The following is a 19,004-nucleotide window of genomic DNA, read 5'->3' on the forward strand; positions in this document are numbered from 1 at the left end:
GCGAGGTGAGGACGTGGCGACCGATCTGTTCGGCGGTGACCCGCGCGGCAACGCCCCGGACCCTCGACGTTCGTCTCGTTCTCGTGGACGCGCCAAGGAGCAGCGTGAGCGCAAGCGCCGCCGCCGCCGCTCCATCGGTGTTCTGGCGGTCGCACTGGTCATGGTGCTCGGTGCGGCGTACGTCGTCGTCGAGCTCATGGGCGGCTTCTTCAACGGCGGGTCCGCAACCGCGGGCAGCGTCGAGGACTACCCGGGCCCGGGCCACGGCAACGTGACCGTGACCGTCAAGCCCGGTGACACCGGCGCCCAGATGGCGGCCACGCTCGTCGAGGCCGGGGTCGTGGGAAGCAGCAAGGCGTTCAACAAGGCGTTCGCGGCCAACCCTGCTGGCGCATCGATCCAGCCGGGCACGTACAGCATGCTGCTCGAGATGAAGGCGTCGGACGCGATCGTCGCGCTGCTCGACCCGGCCAGCCGTGTGTCGTTCAAGGTCACCATCCCCGAAGGCCTCAACCAGGCGCAGACGCTCGCGAAGATCTCCGAGAAGACGCTGATCCCGGTCGACCAGCTGACCGCGGCGATCGCGGACCCCGCGTCGATCGGTCTTCCGGCCGAGGCTGGCGGCAACGTCGAGGGTTGGCTCTTCCCGGCGACGTACGACGTGGAGCCCGGCTCGACGGCGGCGAGCGTGCTCAGCCAGATGACGGCGCAGACGATCAAGCAGCTCCAGGACAAGGGCGTGCCGCAAGACCAGTGGGAGACCGTCCTGACCAAGGCCTCGATCGTGGAGCGTGAGGCCAGACTCGACGAGGACAGGTACAAGGTCGCCCGCGGTATCGAGAACCGTCTCGAGCGCGGTCTGCGCTTGCAGATCGACTCCACGACCGCCTACGGACTCGGCGTCACGCGTGCTCCGACACCGGCCGAGAACAACGACCCCGGCAACGCGTACAGCACGTACACGCACGTCGGCCTGCCGCCCGGTCCGATCTCCTCGCCGGGTGCGGTGTCGATCGACGCGGTCATGCATCCCGCCGAGGGGCCGTGGATCTTCTGGGTGACGGTCAACCCCGTCACCGGCGAGACGCTGTTCACCGACTCGTCGGAGGAGCAGAACGCCAACATCCAGAAGCTCCGCGACTGGAACGCGGCGAACGGCAAGTGACGGCCGCCGCTCCGCGGCGAGCGGCAGTCCTGGGACACCCGGTCGCGCACTCGTTGTCGCCGACCCTGCACCGCGCTGCGTACGAGGCGCTCGGGCTCGGCGACTGGCAGTACGACGCGTTCGACGTGACCGAGGAGGACCTGCCGGGCTTCCTCGCGGGCCTGGACGGCACGTGGGCCGGGTTGAGCCTGACCATGCCGCTCAAGCAGACCGTCATACCGCTGCTCGACCACATCGAGCCGTTGGCGCAGGTGGTGGGCGCCGTCAACACCGTCCTGCTCCAGGGCAGCGGAGCGTCGAGGGTGCTGGTGGGGGCGAACACGGACGTGCACGGCCTGGTGCAGGCGCTCGGTGAGGGCCTGCGCGGCGCACCGGTCACGAGCGCCGCGGTCGTCGGTGCGGGTGCGACGGCCTCCTCCACACTCGCTGCCCTGGCGCAGCTGGGGTGCGTGTCACCGGTCGTGTACGTCCGGGCGATGTCCCGTGCCGGAGGGCTCATGCGTGCCGCGCACCGGATGGGTGTGACGCCCCAGTTCCGGACGCTCGAGGACGCGGCGACCGAGATCGGTCGAGCGGATGCGGTGGTCTCGACCCTTCCGCCCCACGCGGCGGACGCACTGGCCGCGGCGTTCACGGGACCCGCCAGCGGTGTGCTGCTCGACGTCGCCTACGACCCGCGCCCCACCGCCCTGTCGACGGCCTGGGCGCGAGCCGGCGGGGGAGTCGTCGGTGGCGAGCGGATGCTGCTGCACCAGGCCGCCGAGCAGGTCCGGTTGATGACCGGCCACCCCGGGCCGGTCGACGCGATGGCCGCCGGGCTCGAGACGCAGCTGTCGCGCTGAGCCTCGCGGCTCCGTCGGAGATTTCGGTCAGTTCTCCTCACGGTGACGGGTGGCCGTGCCGATGTTCCCAAGAGGTCCTGCTACCAACCACGGCGGCAGGCTGACGGGGAGGTACGCGCGTGAGGCAGCTCGGGGAGATCCTGCTCGACGAAGGGCTCGTGACCGAGGCACAGCTTCTCGCCGCGCTGGACGAGACCATGGCGCGCGGCTCGTCGCTCGGGCGCACGCTCGTGGAGCTCGGCGTGCTCACCGAGGGCCAGCTGGTGAAGGCCCTGGCCGCACAGGTCGGGATGCAGTTCGTCGACCTCGACGAGTACCCCGTCGACAGGGCGGCGACCTCACTGGTACCGAGCGCCCTGTGCCGGCGGTACACGGTGCTCCCGGTCGGGTTCGAGGGCAACTCGCTGCTCCTGGCGACGTCGGACCCTGGCAACGTCATGGCCGTGGACGACGTGCGGACGATCTCCGGACGCCCCGTGATCGCGGTCATCTCGACGCACGACAACCTGTTGCGTGCCATCGACCGGTTCTGCCGAGCCGACGACGAGATGGAAGGCCTGTCGCAGGCCTTCGAGGACGAGGTCCCGAACACCGACACGGATCTGTCCCGCATGGGGGACGTCGTCGACGACGACGCGCCGATCGTGCGGTTCGTGAACCTCCTGGTGACCCAGGCGATCACCGACCGCGCGTCCGACATCCACATCGAGCCCACCGAGCACGACTTGCGCGTCCGGTACCGGATCGACGGTGTGCTGCACGAGACGCAGAGGTCTCCCAAGCAGATCCAGAGCGGTGTCATCAGCCGCGTGAAGATCATGAGCGACATCGACATCGCCGAGCGGCGCAAGCCGCAGGACGGCCGCATGTCCGTCGTGCACAACGGCCGCAAGATCGACCTCCGTGTGGCGACGCTGCCGACGGTCTGGGGCGAAAAGATCGTCATGCGAATCCTCGACAACTCCACGGCGAGCCTGGACCTGCGTGACCTCTCGTTCCTGGAGGAGAACTACGCGACGTACCACGAGGCCTACACCAAGCCCTACGGGATGATCCTCGTGACCGGACCCACCGGTTCGGGAAAGTCGACGACCCTCTACGCGACGCTCAACGCCGTCTCGCGGCCGGAGATCAACGTCATCACTGTCGAGGACCCGGTCGAGTACCGGCTGGCGGGCATCAACCAGGTCCAGGTCAACCCGAAGGCCGGCCTGACGTTCGCGGGGGCGCTCCGCTCGATCCTGCGGTCCGACCCCGACGTCGTCCTGCTCGGTGAGATCCGCGACCACGAGACCGCGCAGATCGCTGTCGAGGCGGCCTTGACCGGTCACCTCGTCCTGTCGACGCTGCACACCAACGACGCCCCCTCGGCGATCACGCGTCTCACGGAGATGGGCATCGAGCCATTCCTCGTCGGGTCGGCGCTCGACGCCGTGGTCGCCCAGCGGCTCGCGCGCAAGCTCTGCGGCAACTGCAAGGAGCCGTACACGCCGTCCCCCGAGGAGATGCGCGCGGCCCGCTTCCCGTGGGTCGACGGTGAGGCGATCCCCGAGCTGATGCGCCCGGTCGGGTGCGTGACCTGCTCGAAGACCGGCTACCGCGGTCGCATCGCGCTGCACGAGGTCATGCGGGTCACCGAGGAGATCGAACGGCACGCGGTGGCGCACTCGTCGAGCGCTGACATCGCTGCCACAGCGGTCTCGCAGGGGATGATCCCGTTGCGCTACGACGGCTGGCACAAGGTGGCCCTGGGGCAGACCTCCATCGAGGAGATCCTGCGTGTCGTCGCGTGAGGTGATTTTCCTGATCGGGCCCGTTTGTCGCTACTGACGTGCACCGACACCTCAAGTCGGTCGCCCGCGTGACCGATGAACGGGCAGAACCAAGCGGTCGCTGTGCAGGTCCGCGTACCGATAAGCACGTCGGTCGACTGTGGAGGAATGACGTGAGCGAGTCCTACCAGGCATCCGCCGGGGAGCCCACCCGGCCCCTGCCGCCGTACCGGCCCATGGGGCCACAGGCGGGAGCGCCCGCGGCGCCGCCGCTGCAGGCGCCGACGATGTTCTCGCCGATCCCGTCGCAGAGCGTCGCGCCCGCACCTGTGGCGGCCGCACAGCCGTACGCGGCCCAGCCGGCGCCTTCGCAGGGTTACGCACCTGCGCCAGGCATGACTCAGCAGTACGCCCCCGTGGCAGACCCGACGCGCCAGTACGCCGGTGCGCCGCCCGCAGCGGCACCAGGCGTGTTCATGCCTGCACCGCAGGCCCCGGCGCCCGTCGAGGCGCCCCCGGCTCAGCCGCCGGCCCGCCCGCAGGCCGTCGCCGACGTGCCGGTCCAGAAGGCTCGCCCGGGCGCCCGTCGCGCACTGGGCCAGGACTCGCAGGAGGGCGACTTCTCGATCGACGCCGTCCTCACCGAGATGGTCCGGCACGGCGCCTCCGACGTGCACCTGACCACGGGTGCGCCGCCGATGATCCGCATCTCCGGTTCGCTCAAGGCGCTCGACGGGTTCGGCACCGTGATGCCCGAGCCCCTGCGTCGCGTCCTCTACGGGATCCTCACCCAGAAGCAGCGGGAGAAGTTCGAGGCGAACCTCGAGCTCGACCTGTCCTACGCGGTGCGCGGCCTGGCCCGGTTCCGCGTGAACATCTACCAGCAGCGCGAGTCCATCGGTGCCGCCTTCCGTGTGATCCCGTACGAGATCAAGCCGCTCGAGGCGCTCGGCGTGCCGCCTATCGTCGGCTCGTTCGCCGGCCTGCCGCGCGGGCTCGTCCTCGTGACGGGACCCACCGGCTCCGGCAAGTCGACCACGCTCGCCGCGATCGTCGACCTCGCCAACCGGACGCGCGAGGACCACATCATGACGGTCGAGGACCCGATCGAGTTCTTGCACCGCCACAAGAAGTCGCTGATCAACCAGCGTGAGGTCGGCTCGGACACGCTGTCGTTCGCGAACGCGCTCAAGCACGTGCTGCGCCAGGACCCCGACATCATCCTCGTCGGTGAGATGCGCGACCTGGAGACCATCTCCGTGGCCCTGACTGCCGCAGAGACCGGTCACCTGGTGTTCGCGACCCTGCACACCTCGGATGCCGCGCAGACGATCGACCGCGTCATCGACGTCTTTCCCGCGCACCAGCAGGCACAGGTCCGCACCCAGCTGGCGAGCGCCCTGCAGGGCGTGGTCTGCCAGACGCTGGCCAAGCGTGCCGACGCGTCGGGGCGTTCTGTTGCGACCGAGGTGCTGATCGCGACGCCGGCTATCCGCAACCTGATCCGCGAGGGCAAGACGCACCAGATCTACTCGGCGATGCAGGCCGGTGCCCAGCAGGGCATGCACACGATGGACCAGCACCTCGCCGACCTGGTCAAGACGGGACGCATCTCGTACGAGACCGGTCTGGACAAGTGCCACCACATCGAGGACTTCAACCGGCTCACCGGCCGTGACCACGGTGGCACCGCGGGTGCCGGGCTGACCAAGGCCGGCATGGGCGGCAACTTCTTCGCTGAGGGAGCACACTGATGGCGACGACCACTGCCAAGACCTTCGAGTACGCGGTCCGTGACCGCGAGGGCAAGATCGTCAAGGGCCGCATCGAGGCCCCGAGCCAGGCCGCGGTCGCCAACCGCCTCAAGACCTTGGGCATGGCGCCCATGTCGATCAACGAGATCGGCACGGGCGGCCTGCAGAAGGAGATCTCGATCCCCGGCTTCGGGGACAAGATCACCCTCAAGGACCTGGCCATCATGGCCCGGCAGCTCTCGACCATGATCAACGCCGGACTGTCGCTGCTCCGCTCGCTGACGATCCTGGCCGAGCAGACCGAGAGCAAGCCGCTGGCCAAGCGCCTCGCGCTCGTGCGCGGCGACGTCGAGGTCGGTGTCTCGTTCTCCGTCGCGCTTGCCAAGCACGCCGACGTCTTCCCGCCACTGATGATCAACATGGTCAAGGCCGGCGAGGTCGGCGGTTTCCTGGACGGCGTCCTGATCTCCGTGGCAGAGAACTACGAGGCCGAGGTCAAGCTCCGCGGCAAGGTGAAGTCGGCGATGACGTACCCGGTCGTCGTGTTCTTCATCGCGATCCTTGCCGTCGTCGGCATGCTCCTGTTCATCGTCCCGGTGTTCGCGGGCATGTTCGAGAGCCTGGGTGGCGAGCTTCCGGCTCCGACCCGCGTCCTGGTCATGCTCTCCGGTCTGCTCAAGATCATCGCGATCCCGCTGGTGATCGGTATCGGCGTGTTCAGCGTGTGGTGGGGCAGGCACAAGAACGACCGCGGTGTGCGCGAGAAGCTCGACCCGATCAAGCTCAAGGTGCCGGTCTTCGGCAACCTGTTCCGCAAGATCGCCGTGAGCCGGTTCACGCGCAACTTCGGCACGATGATCCACGCCGGCGTCCCGATCCTGCAGGCGCTCGACATCGTCGGTGAGACCAGCGGCAACCTCGTGATCGAGAAGGCGGCGAAGGCCGTCCAGGAGTCGGTCCGCTCGGGTCACTCGCTGTCCGGCCCGCTCTCGCAGCACCCGGTCTTCCCGCCCATGGTCGTGCAGATGATGGCCGTCGGTGAGGACACCGGTGCGCTGGACACGATGCTCGAGAAGATCGCCGAGTTCTACGACCAGGAGGTCGAGGCGACGACCGAGCAGCTGACGTCGCTCATCGAGCCGCTCATGATCGTCGTGCTCGGATCGCTCATCGGCGGCATGATCATCGCGCTGTACATGCCGATCTTCTCCGTCTTCAACCTCATCAACTGAGGCGCCGACCCGTGCACGCCGACGCGTCGGCCCACAGACCTGCCGACCGGCAGACCGGTTTCTCTCTCGTCGAGCTCCTCGTGGTCATCGTGATCATCGGGGTCCTGGCGGCGATCGCGATCCCGATGTTCATCGCGAACCGCCAGAAGGCGACGGACGCGAGCCTGAAGTCGGACCTCCGGACGGTGGCAACGGCCCTCGAGGCCGAGCGCACGGCCGAGGGAGAGCTGCCCCTGACCGTGGACAAGATCCACGCGGATGCCGTCACGAGCAAGGGCAACACGATCGACGTGGTGATCAGCGGGACGGACTACTGCCTCCTGGGGGACAACCCCCTGGGCGTCGGACCGTCGCACACGTGGGTCTACGACACGACGCAGGGCGGTCTCGTGGCGGATGGCGGCACTCCCTGCTCAGGAGCCGTGACGTTCTCCCTGCCGTGACGTGTGGTTCTTTCGACCGATGGCCATGTCTTCGTCTCTGAAGCGTGGCCATCGGTCGTTCGCGTCGAGGACGGGAACGGCACGACGGCCGTTCGGGTGAACTGCCGCTGTCGGCCGGTTCCCGCGGCTCAAGTCAACACTCACGATGCCGACAAAGAACCCATGCGCGCCGCTTGGGAGGTCGCGCCTGCCGAAGTCTTCGCCACGACACTGAAATGGGGGACGGTCTCATGATCGCTCGCGTTCGCAAGTCCATCGACGAGAAGGACCAGGGCTTCACGCTCATCGAGCTCCTCGTCGTCATCATCATCATCGGCATCCTCGCCGCCATCGCCATCCCGGTGTTCCTGAACCAGCGCAAGAAGGCTGTCGACGCGTCGATCAAGTCCGACCTGCGCACGGTCGCCAACGAGCTCGAGACGGTCTACACCGACGACACGACGTACTACGACGTCACGGCCGCCGCGGGCAAGGCCACCATCGCCGCGCCGACCGCCGTGGTCGTGACGCTCTCGGGCAAGAACCAGGTCAGCGGCTCGCTGAACGCCGAGAAGAACGCGTACTGCCTGATCGGCAAGGGCGAGACCGGCAAGGCCACGCAGGACTGGGTCTACATGAGCAACAAGGGCGGCCTGCAGGCCAAGTCGGTCACGGACTGCACCACGTTCTGATCTGACCGATCGGCTGGTTCGGCCCGCAGCACGCAGGGCGATCGCCTGCTCGACCGATGGCCGTGTCTCCCTGACGGGGGGCATGGCCATCGGTCGTTTTCGGACGGCCCGGATGCCGGCCAACACATCTGAGCCGATCGGGTGAACCCCCTTGTGTGCTTGCCCTACGGCTCAAGTGCACGAGCCAGATGCCGACATCCATCCTGTGCACGACGCTCCGGCGGAGAGCACCTGCCGAAGTATTCGACACGACACTGAAATGGGGACGGTCTCATGATCGCTCGCGTTCGCAAGTCCATCGACGAGAAGGACCAGGGCTTCACGCTCATCGAGCTCCTCGTCGTCATCATCATCATCGGCATCCTCGCCGCCATCGCCATCCCGGTGTTCCTGAACCAGCGCAAGAAGGCTGTCGACGCGTCGATCAAGTCCGACCTGCGCACGGTCGCCAACGAGCTCGAGACGGTCTACACCGACGACACGACGTACTACGACGTCACGGCCGCCGCGGGCAAGGCCACCATCGCCGCGCCGACCGCCGTGGTCGTGACGCTCTCGGGCAAGAACCAGGTCAGCGGCTCGCTGAACGCCGAGAAGAACGCGTACTGCCTGGTGGGCAAGGGCGACACCGGCAAGGCGACGCAGGACTGGGTCTACATGAGCAACAAGGGCGGCCTGCAGGCCAAGTCCGTCACCACCTGCGGCAGCTTCTGATCTGACTGATCGGCTCGACGTCTGAACGACGCGGGCCCTCCTCTACCGATGGCCATGTCTCCCTCACGGGGGGCATGGCCATCGGTCGTCTCGGACACCTCCGAGACACGAGCAGCACATCTGGGCCGTCCGGGTGAACCGCTCTTCTTGCTGGCCCCACCGCTCAAGTGCACGAGTCGGATGCCGACATCCATCCTGTGCACGACGCTCCGGCGGAGAGCACCTGCCGAAGTATTCGACACGACACTGAAATGGGGACGGTCTCATGATCGCTCGCGTTCGCAAGTCCATCGACGAGAAGGACCAGGGCTTCACGCTCATCGAGCTCCTCGTCGTCATCATCATCATCGGCATCCTCGCCGCCATCGCCATCCCGGTCTTCCTGAACCAGCGCAAGAAGGCTGTCGACGCGTCGATCAAGTCCGACCTGCGCACGGTCGCCAACGAGCTCGAGACGGTCTACACCGACGACACGACCTACTACACGGTCGATGGCGCCACGGCCGGCACGGCCAAGATCGAGACCACGACCCCCGCCGCGGGCGTCCTCGTGACTCTGTCGGGCAAGAACTCGGTCACCGGCGTCCTCAACGCCGAGAAGAACGCGTACTGCCTGGTGGGCAAGGGCGACACCGGCAAGGCGACGCAGGACTGGGTCTACATGAGCAACAAGGGCGGCCTGCAGGCCAAGTCCGTCACCACCTGCGGCAGCTTCTGATCTGACTGATCGGCTCGACGTCTGAACGACGCGGGCCCTCCTCTACCGATGGCCATGTCTCCCTCACGGGGGGCATGGCCATCGGTCGTCTCGGACACCTCCGAGACACGAGCAGCACATCTGGGCCGTCCGGGTGAACCGCTCTTCTTGCTGGCCCCACCGCTCAAGTGCACGAGTCGGATGCCGACATCCATCCTGTGCACGACGCTCCGGCGGAGAGCACCTGCCGAAGTACTCGCCACGACACTGAAATGGGGACGGTCTCATGATCGCTCGCGTTCGCAAGTCCATCGACGAGAAGGACCAGGGCTTCACGCTCATCGAGCTCCTCGTCGTCATCATCATCATCGGCATCCTCGCCGCCATCGCCATCCCGGTGTTCCTGAACCAGCGCAAGAAGGCTGTCGACGCGTCGATCAAGTCCGACCTGCGCACGGTCGCCAACGAGCTCGAGACGGTCTACACCGACGAGACGACCTACTACCCGGTCACGTCCGCCGCCGACTCGGGCATCTCGACGATCGACCTCACGGCGCCCGCAACGGACGTCACGGTGACCCTCTCGGGCAAGAACACCGTCGTCGGCAACCTGAACACCGACAAGAACGCGTACTGCCTGCTGGGCACCGCCCCGACCGGCAAGTCGACCCAGCCCTGGGTCTACATCAGCAGCAAGGGCGGCCTGCAGTCGAAGGCGACCACGGTCTGCCCGACCGGCGCGTTCTGATCCTGAGCAGCTAGGCACCACCAGTTCTACCCGGCTCGCGGGTAGACCGGCTTCACCTCAGGGCCGGGGACGGCAGCTAGCCGCCCCCGGCCCTGAGTTCGGACGAGAGGGAACCGATGACACCGCGGCGTATGCAGCGAGCGATCGAGCGAGGGTCGGAGTCCGGCCTGTCGCTGATCGAGGTGGTCGTGGCCCTGACCCTTCTTGGGGTGGTGGCCGCCGCCGCGTTGACGTTCTTCGTCCGCGGCATGCAGAGCACCTCCCACCTCCAGCGCAACCAGGCCGCCGTCACGGTGGCCAGCCAGGCGATGGAGAAGGTTCACGCTGTCTACCCGCGTGATACCGGCGCCGGGACACCTGTCAACGGGCTCATCCTCGGCCGCTCCAAGGCAGCGGTCGACGCGTCGTTCGCCGCAGCGAACCCCGCGGACGTCGCGCAGATGACCGCCGCCTATGACGCCAATGCGGCGACCCGTCCCGGTGTGGCGCTGGACATCAGCTACACGACCAAGGTCTCGAACGCGACCTACAAGGTGACCACCCTCATCGGCACCTGCTACCGCCCCAAGACCGCGAGCGCGTCCGACCAGAACTGCACGAAGGCGCCTAGTGGTTCGACAGTTCAGCTCTACCGCGTCACCGTCGTCGTCACGTGGCTGCCCGGCAAGGCGACCGAGTGCAAGGGCACGTCCTGCCAGTACAAGGTGTCCACGCTGATCGACCCGACGGTCGACGCGAACTGGAACCTCACGGCCAAGCCCGTCGCCTATGACGACCCGAGCTCGACGTTCACCGGAAGTGCCGGTGCCGTCTCGGACATCCTCCACAACGACGTCAAGGGCTTCATCGCCGCCGGTGTGAACCCGACGACCATCACCCAGCCACCGACGATCGGCACCGCCGCCGTCGTGACGACACCCGTCGACGAGATCGGCAAGATCAAGTACACGCCGCCGACGAACGCCTCGGGTATCGCCACCCTGAAGTACCGGATCAAGGACGGCGCCGGGCGCACGTCGAACGAGGCAACCATGACGATCGAGGTGCACCCGCTGGCAAGCGCCCAGACCGTCGGGATGGAGACGAACGCCCAAAAGGACTTCGCGCTCCCCGCCGTCGGAACCGGGCTCAACGCCACCGTCACGGGGGTCACCGGGATCGGCGGCACTGCGACCGCCTCAGGAACGACTCTCACGGTCAAGTCGACCTCAACCACGGGCAACATCATCGTGAAGTACATGGTCAAGGACTCGAGCGGCCTCGACAGTGCTGAGGGAACGATCACGGTCCAGGTGACCGTGCCGGCCAAGCCCGTCGCGGACAACCGGGAATTCACCTTCAACTCGAGCTCCGTCGCCACGACCTACAACATCGACATCTTCCAGGCCCTGGGACTGTCGGAGCCCAAGAGCGCCTATGTCGTGGCACTCTCCGGGACGGTGCCCGCGAGCACACTCGGGACACCGAGCGTCAACGGGGCCAAGACCGACTTCACCTGGACGATCACGTCGAGCCAGCTCAACCAGGTGGGCGTGTACACGTTCTCGTACACGATCAAGAAGGGCCTGAGCGCGACGTCTGACGTGAAGACGATCACCGTGAGGCTCAAGCCCGTGTCAGCGCCGATCGATATCAAGGCCGTGAACGCCGTCTCCTCCGGGGCATCGAAGACGTTGACCCTCACGGGCGTCCCGACGACCTTCACGAACATGACCTACGCGGCGACGGTGCCGGTCTGCACGATCGGCGGTGGTGCGACAGTCACGGCGCCCAACGTCGCGACCGCCACCGGCGGCCCGGGGCTGACGTTCAAGGCGCCGACCTGGAACACCGGTGACAAGACCGGCAGCTGCACCTTCACGTACACGATGACGTGGACGGGCGGAACCCCATCCGTGTCGTTGTCGTCCGATCCGGCGACGGTCACGATCGCGGTGAGCCGACCGTGACCCGGATCCGAGCCGCGCTGCAGCGGCGCACGAGCGAGACCGACAACGGCATGACCTTGGTCGAGCTGCTGGTCTCGATGGGCATCCTCACGGTGATCATCGGGATGTTCATGGGCGGCGTCGTCGTCATGACGAAGGACACCTCGCGCGCGCAGGGCGTCAGCAACGCCGGCGATGCCGCGCGCAAGGTGTTCCAGCGCATGGACAAGGAGATCCGCTACTCGTCCAGCATCAACCGGCCGGGCGTGGGTACGACGGCCGGCACGTACTACGTCGAGTACCTGATCTCCGCCGTCGGTGCCGGCCAGAAGCCGCTGTGCACGCAATGGCGGTACACGTCGTCGACCCGCACGCTCGACGTCCGGACCTGGCGTGTCCAGGCGACGCCGGTTGTGTCCGGCTGGAACACCATGGCGGTGAACGTGCGCAACAACCTGTCCGTCTCTACCCAGCTTCCCTTCGTGTTCACGCCCGCCGGCAGCACGTACCAGCGCCAACAGCTACGCGTCTTCTTGGACATGGGAGTCGGTTCAGGTACCACTGCCAAGGCTGGCGCCCAGCTGGACTCCTACTTCTTCGCTCGAAACACCAGCGCCGCCTCGCAGTCGAATCCCGAGTCGGTTTCGGTTCCTGGTCAGAGCGCCAACCCTGTCTGCACCGGGCCCGGGAGGCCGTGATGTCACTCCACACACTTCTCGAGCGTCGACGGGCAGCAGCCGCGCGCGACGAGGGCGTCGCCATGCTCACGGTGATCATGCTCATCATGGTCATGAGCGCGCTGAGCGTCCTGATGCTCGGGGTCATGGTCGCGCAGGTCAAGCCGACGATGTACGCGGGCAAGAACACGCGCACCATCTTCGCTGCCGAGACCGGCCTCGACTCGGCGCTGAGCCAGATCCGCTCAGCCATCGGCCCCGTGGACATGGACGGCAAGTACTACGGTGCCCCGACCCTGCTGCCCTGCAGCGTCCAGGGCAAGGTGGACAGCTCGACCAGCACGCTCACGTACGCCGTGAACGTCTCGTACTTCGACCAGGACCCGACCGGCAAGGACGATGCGTGGCGCAGCACCAACAAGCTCGCCTGCGTTTCCGGCGCAGGTGTGACGATCTCGCCGAGCTTCGCGATCCTGTCGGCCACGGGCCTCGACGCCGGTGTCGCCGGCCTGGCCACCACTGCTGGGGACCGACTTCTCGAGACGATGTACACGTTCAAGGTGACCCACAACAACATCGAGGGCGGCACGATCTACGCGTTCGGTGACAAGCACTGCCTTCAGGCGGCGGGCCAGAATGTCGGTGACAAGGTGACCTACGTCGACCAGTCCAATTGCGGCGGCGACGACCCGCGCCAGCTGTGGACCTACGGCAAGGACTACGAGATCCACCTGTCCGTCACGGACCTGGGCGCCACGCCGCTGTGCCTGACCGGCAACTCGAGCACGGGCGGCAACGTCGATGTGACCCTGACCAAGTGCGTCACGGGGAACACCGACCAGCAGTTCAGCTGGAAGGGTGGCGCGAAGTGGATCGGCCAGCTCTCCACGGGGAAGGACTACTCGACCTACTGCCTCACGTCGGGCGACACCTACGACGACACCAAGCTGATCAACAAGACGCTGAAGTACGGGGACTGCCTGGGGGACAACACCGCGTACGCGTCGTTCGACCCGGACCCGCGCGTCGGCGCCGGTGCGGCGAGCTATACGACGGGGCAGATCGTGAACTCCCTGGAGTTCGGCCGGTGCATGGACGTCACCGGCGAGAAGGTCATCGAGACGTACATGATCGACTACCCCTGCAAGCAGGACCCCAGCGGCGGCGGCAAGCTCAAGTGGAACCACAAGTGGAAGTACACGGAGCCTCCGGGCCTCGTCGGCACCTACACCGGCCAGATTTCGGTGTACTACGACAGCTCCGACACAAAAAAGGGCGACCCGTACAAGACGTACTGCCTCAAGACCCCGTCCGCGTCGGCAAGCCCCGCGTACGTCACCTTCGTGACGCCGTGCTCGAGCACGGCAGCGGACCAGAAGTGGACCCGGACCGCGGACACCGGCGTGTACACGGACAGCTGGACGTTCACTGACCAGTACGGTCGATGCATCAGCCTGAGTGGTGACAAGCTGGACAGCTCGTGGTCCAAGCTCATCATGGCCACCTGCAGCGGCGGTCCTGAGCAGAAGTGGAATGCTCCGGTCGTGAACAAGGAAGCCGGTCTGAGCGACTACAAGGAGCTGAAGAACTGAGTGCCTCGGAGCTCACGACGGTCGCGGTCTTCTGCGGTGTCCTCGGGCTGCTTGTCGGGTCTTTCCTCAACGTCGTGATCTGGCGCGTCCCTCGGGGCGAGTCGATCGTGTCGCCGCCGAGCGCGTGCCCGCGGTGCGGCGCCCGGATCCGCGCACGAGACAACGTCCCGGTCCTGTCGTGGCTCCTGCTGCGCGGACGGTGCCGCGACTGCGGGGCACCGATCTCGGCGCGGTACCCGCTGGTCGAGGCCGCGACCGGCGTGCTCTTCGCTGCGGTCGGCTGGTGGGCGGGGCTCTCGGCCGAGCTGCCGGCATTCCTCTACCTCGCGGCGATCGGCGTCGCGCTGACGATGATCGACCTGGACACGCACCGCCTGCCCAACGCGATCGTGCTTCCTGCGTACCCGGTCGCACTCGTCCTGCTCGCCGTCGCCAGCTGGGCCAACGACGACTGGGCTGCGCTAGGTCGTGGTGCGATCGGCGCGGCGGCACTGTACGGGTTCTACTTCGCCCTCATGGTGCTGCGGCCCGGGGGCATGGGCTTCGGTGACGTCAAGCTCGCCGGCGTGCTCGGTCTGTACCTCGGGTGGCTCGGCTGGTCGTCGCTGGTCGTGGGCGCCTTCGCTGCGTTCCTCGTGGGCGGGATCGTGTCCATCGGGCTGCTCCTCAGCGGACGCGCCACGCGCAAGTCAGGCATCCCGTTCGGCCCGTACATGCTTCTCGGCGCAGGCATCGGCATCGTCGCCGGCGAGCGCCTCGGCTCCGCGTACCTCTCCCTGCTGGGCTGAGATCAGCCGATCCACGCGCGGCGAATCACTCAAGTCGTCCGGCCGGTGACCCGATACGGGTAGAAGCACAGCAGTGCTTACCGGAAGGGGTAGAGCGTGGCTAAGACGCGGGTCATCGGGCTCGACATAGGCACGACCGCCGTACGTGCGGCACAGCTGGAGTTCGGCGCAGGCGGACCGGGAGGAAAGACGGCGCCCACGCTCGTCCGGTTCGGCGAGGTCGCTCTCCCGCTGGGTGCAGTGCGCGACGGAGAGGTCGCCGACCAGGCAGCCGTGACGCAGGCGATCAAGCAGCTGTGGGCGACGGCGAAGTTCGAGTCGAAGGACGTCGTCATCGGCGTCGGCAACCAGCGCGTGGTCGTCCGCGACCTGTCGCTGCCGTACATGCCGCTGGCCCAGCTGCGCTCGTCGTTGCCGTTCCAGGTGCAGGAGCTCCTGCCCATGGCAGCGGATGAGGCACTCCTCGACTTCTACCCGACGGGTGAGGGCCAGAACGAGCAGGGGCGCATCGTGAACGGGCTGCTCGTCGCCGCTGTGCGCGACACCGTCACGGCGAACGTCATGGCAGTGGAGTCGGCCGGCCTGCGGGCCACGATGGTCGACCTGAACGCGTTCGCGCTCCTGCGGAGCATCGCCCGCGGTGAGCTCGCGCAGCGCACGGCGGCGTTGGTCGACATCGGTGCGCGCGTCACGGACGTGACGATCGTCGCGAACGGCGTTCCGCAGTTCGTCCGGACGCTGCCCAACGGCGGCCAGGACGCGACGGACACGATCGCGCGCGGCATGAACATCTCCGGCCTCGAGGCCGAGGCGCTCAAGCGACAGATCGGTGTCGGCTTCGCCGTCAGCCCCGAGCTGCAGGAAGCGAGCGACGCGCTGGCGACCGTCACGCGCAACCTCGTCGAGGCCGTGCGCAACACGTTCGTGTACTACGCGACCAACAACCCCGGGGCGAGCATCGACGTCGTCGTCCTCACCGGGGGAGGCTCGCACCTCCCGGGCCTCGGGCAGTACCTGTCCAGCGCGAGCCGCCTGCCGGTCACCCTGGGCGACCCTCTGTCCACGATCTCGGTCGCCCGTACCGCGGGTGGCCGTGAGGCCTTCGCCGGTCGCGAGTCGCTCATGGCACTGCCCGTGGGCCTGGCATACGGAGTAGCAGCATGAGTCTGACCATGACAAAGACCAAGGTGCCCGCACGGGCAGCCGGGGGCAGCGTCGGAGCGACGTCCCTGCCTCAGGTCAACCTGCTGCCGCCCGAGGTCCGCGCCGCTCGTGGTCTGGTCAACGTCAAGCGTTGGCTGGCCATCGCGCTCGTGATCGTCGTCGTCGGGATCGGTCTGGTCTACGCGATCGCGCTCTTCGCGAAGGGCTCGGCAGAGGACTCGCTCGCTTCGGAGCAGGCGCGCACCGACGAGCTCCAGGCCGAGGTCGCGAAGTATGCGGAGGTGCCGCGTGTTCTCGCCAACCTCGCCCGTACCGAGGATGCACTGAAGCTCGGCACATCGACCGAGATCCAGTGGAAGACGTACCTCGACGCGATCACCGCGGTGCTGCCGGCGGACGTGAGCATCGACTCGTTCACCGTGGCGCAGAGCACGCCCTGGATGGCCGCTGCCGGAACGCAGGACCCGCTGGTCACGCCCGGCGTCGCGAACATCTCGTTCACGGTCCGTGCGAGCACGCTGCCCGACACCGCCGCATGGCTCGACGCGCTCGACAGCATCCCCAACGTCTCGAGCCCGTCCATGTCCATGGCGTCCCTGACCGCCGACACGGGCGAGCCCTACTTCGCCGTCACGTCAACCCTCCAGGTCGACGCCACCGCGGTCGTGCCCCGCTTCGCCGACACCAAGGAGGGCTGACATGGCCGGCTCCAAGAGTGCCCCCTGGATCGCGGGCACCGTCATCATCTCGTTGCTGCTCATCGCAGCGTCCTGGTTCCTGCTGATCTCGCCGGTCACCACCGCAACCGCGGAGGCGAACGAGCAGACGGAGTCCCAGGCGCAGCAGAACGAGATGCTCCAGAACCAGGTGGTGCAGCTCAAGGCGCAGTCGCTCAAGCTCGACGAGTACAAGGCCGAGCTCGCGGGCCTGCAGCTGCGGGTTCCGCCCGTGACCGCCGTCGCGGACTTCAACCGCCAGCTGTCTGCACTCGCAGCGACGCACTCGGTGACGATCATCTCTGTGGCGGTCTCACCGTCCGAGACCGTCGTTCCTCTGGTCCCCGTCGCTGCTGCGACCGACCCGGCGGCGACGGACCCCGCGACGACGACCGACGCGTCTGCACCTGCTGAGGGAACCGTCGCGGAGGACGGCACGGTCACGCCGGCCGCGCCTGCCGGCGTCCAGGGCTTCTACCAGATGCCCATCTCGCTCGACGTGGTCGGCTCCTACACGAACGTGGAGGCCTTCCTCAACGACCTGCAGCTCGGTGACGGGCGACTGTTCGTCGTCTCGGCGCTCACGGCGACGGGTCAGTCGGACTCGGAGGGGAGCGGGGGCCGCCCGACGACCAGCCCGGGTGACGTGGAGATGCTCATCGCCGGATCCGTCCTGGTCCTGCAGGACACCAACGCGGCGCCGCCCGCACCCGTCGACCCGGCTGCGGCACCGCCCGCGCTGCCGGTCCCGCCGGGCGACAAGAACCCCCTGGTGCCGATCTCCTAGCAGCACCGATCAGCACGCACAGCGACGCCGTGGACCTCTGGTCTGCGGCGTCGCTGTCTGTGCACGACCAGCACCCGGAACGCTGCCCGGAGCGCGTGGTGACCGTGGGAAGATCCGTGCCATGTTGCGTTGGTTGACCTCCGGTGAGTCCCATGGCCCGGCACTGGTCGGAATCCTCGAAGGGCTGCCGGCGGACGTCGAGGTGCAGAGCTCGGACATCCAGGAGGCGCTGGCCCGCCGCCGCCTCGGCTACGGCCGGGGTGCGCGCATGAAGTTCGAGCAGGACGAGGTCCGGCTGCTCGGCGGTGTCCGGCACGGGCGGACGCAGGGCGGTCCCGTCGCCATCGAGATCGGCAACACCGAGTGGCCCAAGTGGGTCGATGTGATGTCGTCCGACCCGCTCGAGGACGCCGACGTGCTCAACCGTGCCCGCAACGCACCTCTGACGCGCCCGCGCCCCGGGCATGCCGACCTGGTCGGCATGCGCAAGTACGGGTTCGACGACGCCCGGCCGGTGCTCGAGCGTGCGAGCGCCCGCGAGACGGCCACGCGCGTCGCACTCGGGACCGTCGCGGCCCGGTTCCTCGAGCAGGCGGCCGGCGTCCGGCTCGTCTCCCACGTCGTGAGCATCGGCACAGCCGACGTCCCCGAGGGTTCCGCCCTGCCGACCCCTGATGATCTCGCTGCGCTCGACGCCGACCCGGTCCGGTGCTTCGACGCCGACGCGTCCGCTGCGATGGTCGCCGAGATCGATGAGTGCCACAAGGACGGCGACACGCTCGGCGGCGTCGTCGAGGTGCTGGCCTACGGCCTGCCCTCGGGTCTCGGCTCGTACGTGCACGCCGACCGCAAGCTGGACGGCCGCCTGGCCGCAGCGCTGATGGGGATCCAGGCGATCAAGGGCGTCGAGGTCGGTGACGGGTTCCGGACGGCCGCCCGCCGCGGCTCGCAGGCGCACGACGAGATCGTGCGCGACGGCTCGGGCCGCATCGCACGGGTCACCAACCGTGCCGGCGGCATCGAGGGCGGGATGACGAACGGTGAGGTGCTCCGCGTCCGTGCCGCGATGAAGCCGATCTCGACCGTGCCGCGCGCGCTGGCCACGGTCGACACGTCGACGGGCGAGCCCGCCAAGGCGCAGCACCAGCGCTCGGACGTCTGCGCGGTCCCCCCGGCGGCTGTCGTCGCTGAGGCGATGGTGGCGCTCGTGCTTGCGGACGCCCTGCTGGAGAAGGTCGGTGGCGACTCCGTGGCGGAGGTGCGTCGCAACCTCGCCTCCTACGTCGCAGCCATCCCGGACCTCCTCGCGTGACC

Annotated in this window: 18 protein-coding genes; all 18 read left to right on the forward strand. The window is 67.7% G+C overall.

Annotated features, from left to right (window positions below; all coding sequences use genetic code 11):
- The first annotated feature begins 13 nt into the window (after window positions 1-13).
- The 18 genes from mltG (at window position 14) to aroC (ending at window position 19,002) form a co-directional block, all read left to right on the forward strand.
- Window positions 14-1,165, forward strand: a complete 1,152-nt coding sequence (mltG, locus tag N553_RS0109485; RefSeq protein ID WP_028046314.1) for an endolytic transglycosylase MltG — start codon at window positions 14-16, stop codon at window positions 1,163-1,165.
- Entirely contained in the window at window positions 1,162-2,007 is an 846-nt protein-coding gene (locus N553_RS0109490; RefSeq protein WP_028046315.1) for a shikimate dehydrogenase, read from the forward strand. The genes mltG and N553_RS0109490 overlap by 4 nt, the downstream gene beginning before the upstream one ends.
- A gap of 119 nt (window positions 2,008-2,126) precedes the next feature.
- Window positions 2,127-3,800, forward strand: coding sequence for a GspE/PulE family protein (locus tag N553_RS0109495; RefSeq protein ID WP_028046316.1), 1,674 nt, complete (start codon window positions 2,127-2,129; stop codon window positions 3,798-3,800).
- A 152-nt stretch (window positions 3,801-3,952) separates the two neighbouring features.
- Window positions 3,953-5,533 carry a type IV pilus twitching motility protein PilT gene (locus tag N553_RS0109500; protein WP_028046317.1) on the forward strand — a complete coding sequence of 527 codons (1,581 nt, stop codon included), beginning with the start codon at window positions 3,953-3,955 and terminating at the stop codon, window positions 5,531-5,533.
- Window positions 5,533-6,765, forward strand: a complete 1,233-nt coding sequence (locus N553_RS0109505) for a type II secretion system F family protein (protein ID WP_028046318.1) — start codon at window positions 5,533-5,535, stop codon at window positions 6,763-6,765. Before N553_RS0109500 ends, N553_RS0109505 begins: the two co-directional genes overlap by 1 nt.
- 11 nt (window positions 6,766-6,776) lie before the next feature.
- Entirely contained in the window at window positions 6,777-7,208 is a 432-nt protein-coding gene (locus tag N553_RS24245) for a type II secretion system protein (RefSeq protein ID WP_051640047.1), read from the forward strand.
- Window positions 7,209-7,438: 230 nt separating this feature from the next.
- Complete coding sequence (locus tag N553_RS25825) at window positions 7,439-7,879, forward strand: prepilin-type N-terminal cleavage/methylation domain-containing protein (RefSeq protein WP_034621953.1); 441 nt, start codon at window positions 7,439-7,441, stop codon at window positions 7,877-7,879.
- 273 nt (window positions 7,880-8,152) lie between these two features.
- Complete coding sequence (locus N553_RS25830; RefSeq protein ID WP_028046319.1) at window positions 8,153-8,593, forward strand: prepilin-type N-terminal cleavage/methylation domain-containing protein; 441 nt, start codon at window positions 8,153-8,155, stop codon at window positions 8,591-8,593.
- 265 nt (window positions 8,594-8,858) lie between these two features.
- Window positions 8,859-9,311, forward strand: a complete 453-nt coding sequence (locus tag N553_RS25835; RefSeq protein ID WP_028046320.1) for a prepilin-type N-terminal cleavage/methylation domain-containing protein — start codon at window positions 8,859-8,861, stop codon at window positions 9,309-9,311.
- A gap of 265 nt (window positions 9,312-9,576) precedes the next feature.
- Window positions 9,577-10,038, forward strand: coding sequence for a prepilin-type N-terminal cleavage/methylation domain-containing protein (locus N553_RS25840; RefSeq protein WP_051640048.1), 462 nt, complete (start codon window positions 9,577-9,579; stop codon window positions 10,036-10,038).
- Between the two features lie 131 nt (window positions 10,039-10,169).
- On the forward strand, window positions 10,170-11,987 hold the full coding sequence (locus N553_RS0109535; protein ID WP_028046321.1) for a prepilin-type N-terminal cleavage/methylation domain-containing protein: 1,818 nt from the start codon (window positions 10,170-10,172) through the stop codon (window positions 11,985-11,987).
- Window positions 11,984-12,664, forward strand: a complete 681-nt coding sequence (locus N553_RS25055) for a prepilin-type N-terminal cleavage/methylation domain-containing protein (RefSeq protein WP_156043795.1) — start codon at window positions 11,984-11,986, stop codon at window positions 12,662-12,664. The genes N553_RS0109535 and N553_RS25055 overlap by 4 nt, the downstream gene beginning before the upstream one ends.
- Complete coding sequence (locus tag N553_RS24730; RefSeq protein WP_197030003.1) at window positions 12,664-14,235, forward strand: ricin-type beta-trefoil lectin domain protein; 1,572 nt, start codon at window positions 12,664-12,666, stop codon at window positions 14,233-14,235. The genes N553_RS25055 and N553_RS24730 overlap by 1 nt, the downstream gene beginning before the upstream one ends.
- Window positions 14,232-15,023 carry an A24 family peptidase gene (locus N553_RS22065; protein WP_034621974.1) on the forward strand — a complete coding sequence of 264 codons (792 nt, stop codon included), beginning with the start codon at window positions 14,232-14,234 and terminating at the stop codon, window positions 15,021-15,023. The genes N553_RS24730 and N553_RS22065 overlap by 4 nt, the downstream gene beginning before the upstream one ends.
- A 96-nt stretch (window positions 15,024-15,119) precedes the next feature.
- Window positions 15,120-16,187 carry a type IV pilus assembly protein PilM gene (gene pilM / locus N553_RS0109570; RefSeq protein WP_028046325.1) on the forward strand — a complete coding sequence of 356 codons (1,068 nt, stop codon included), beginning with the start codon at window positions 15,120-15,122 and terminating at the stop codon, window positions 16,185-16,187.
- Window positions 16,184-16,885 carry a hypothetical protein gene (locus N553_RS0109575; protein WP_028046326.1) on the forward strand — a complete coding sequence of 234 codons (702 nt, stop codon included), beginning with the start codon at window positions 16,184-16,186 and terminating at the stop codon, window positions 16,883-16,885. The genes pilM and N553_RS0109575 overlap by 4 nt, the downstream gene beginning before the upstream one ends.
- Before the next feature lies 1 nt (window position 16,886).
- Window positions 16,887-17,690 (forward strand): hypothetical protein, encoded by an 804-nt coding sequence (locus N553_RS0109580; protein WP_028046327.1) that lies wholly within the window; start codon window positions 16,887-16,889, stop codon window positions 17,688-17,690.
- A 121-nt stretch (window positions 17,691-17,811) separates the two neighbouring features.
- A complete protein-coding gene (aroC, locus tag N553_RS0109585) occupies window positions 17,812-19,002 on the forward strand; it encodes a chorismate synthase (RefSeq protein WP_028046328.1) in 1,191 nt (396 codons plus the stop codon).
- The last annotated feature ends 2 nt before the right edge of the window (window positions 19,003-19,004 follow it).

The organism is Cellulomonas sp. URHE0023, from assembly GCF_000688475.1.
GTDB lineage: Bacteria > Actinomycetota > Actinomycetes > Actinomycetales > Cellulomonadaceae > Cellulomonas.

Excerpts from the sequence above, each read along its gene's own strand:
- N553_RS25835 (WP_028046320.1), top strand. The coding sequence starts at position 8,859 with ATGATCGCTCGCGTTCGCAAGTCCATCGACGAGAAGGACCAGGGCTTC.
- N553_RS24730 (WP_197030003.1), top strand. The coding sequence starts at position 12,664 with ATGTCACTCCACACACTTCTCGAGCGTCGACGGGCAGCAGCCGCGCGC.
- N553_RS0109580 (WP_028046327.1), top strand. The coding sequence starts at position 16,887 with ATGGCCGGCTCCAAGAGTGCCCCCTGGATCGCGGGCACCGTCATCATC.
- N553_RS0109535 (WP_028046321.1), top strand. The coding sequence starts at position 10,170 with ATGCAGCGAGCGATCGAGCGAGGGTCGGAGTCCGGCCTGTCGCTGATC.
- N553_RS25840 (WP_051640048.1), top strand. The coding sequence starts at position 9,577 with ATGATCGCTCGCGTTCGCAAGTCCATCGACGAGAAGGACCAGGGCTTC.
- N553_RS0109505 (WP_028046318.1), top strand. The coding sequence starts at position 5,533 with ATGGCGACGACCACTGCCAAGACCTTCGAGTACGCGGTCCGTGACCGC.
- N553_RS0109575 (WP_028046326.1), top strand. The coding sequence starts at position 16,184 with ATGAGTCTGACCATGACAAAGACCAAGGTGCCCGCACGGGCAGCCGGG.
- N553_RS25825 (WP_034621953.1), top strand. The coding sequence starts at position 7,439 with ATGATCGCTCGCGTTCGCAAGTCCATCGACGAGAAGGACCAGGGCTTC.
- aroC (WP_028046328.1), top strand. The coding sequence starts at position 17,812 with ATGTTGCGTTGGTTGACCTCCGGTGAGTCCCATGGCCCGGCACTGGTC.
- N553_RS25830 (WP_028046319.1), top strand. The coding sequence starts at position 8,153 with ATGATCGCTCGCGTTCGCAAGTCCATCGACGAGAAGGACCAGGGCTTC.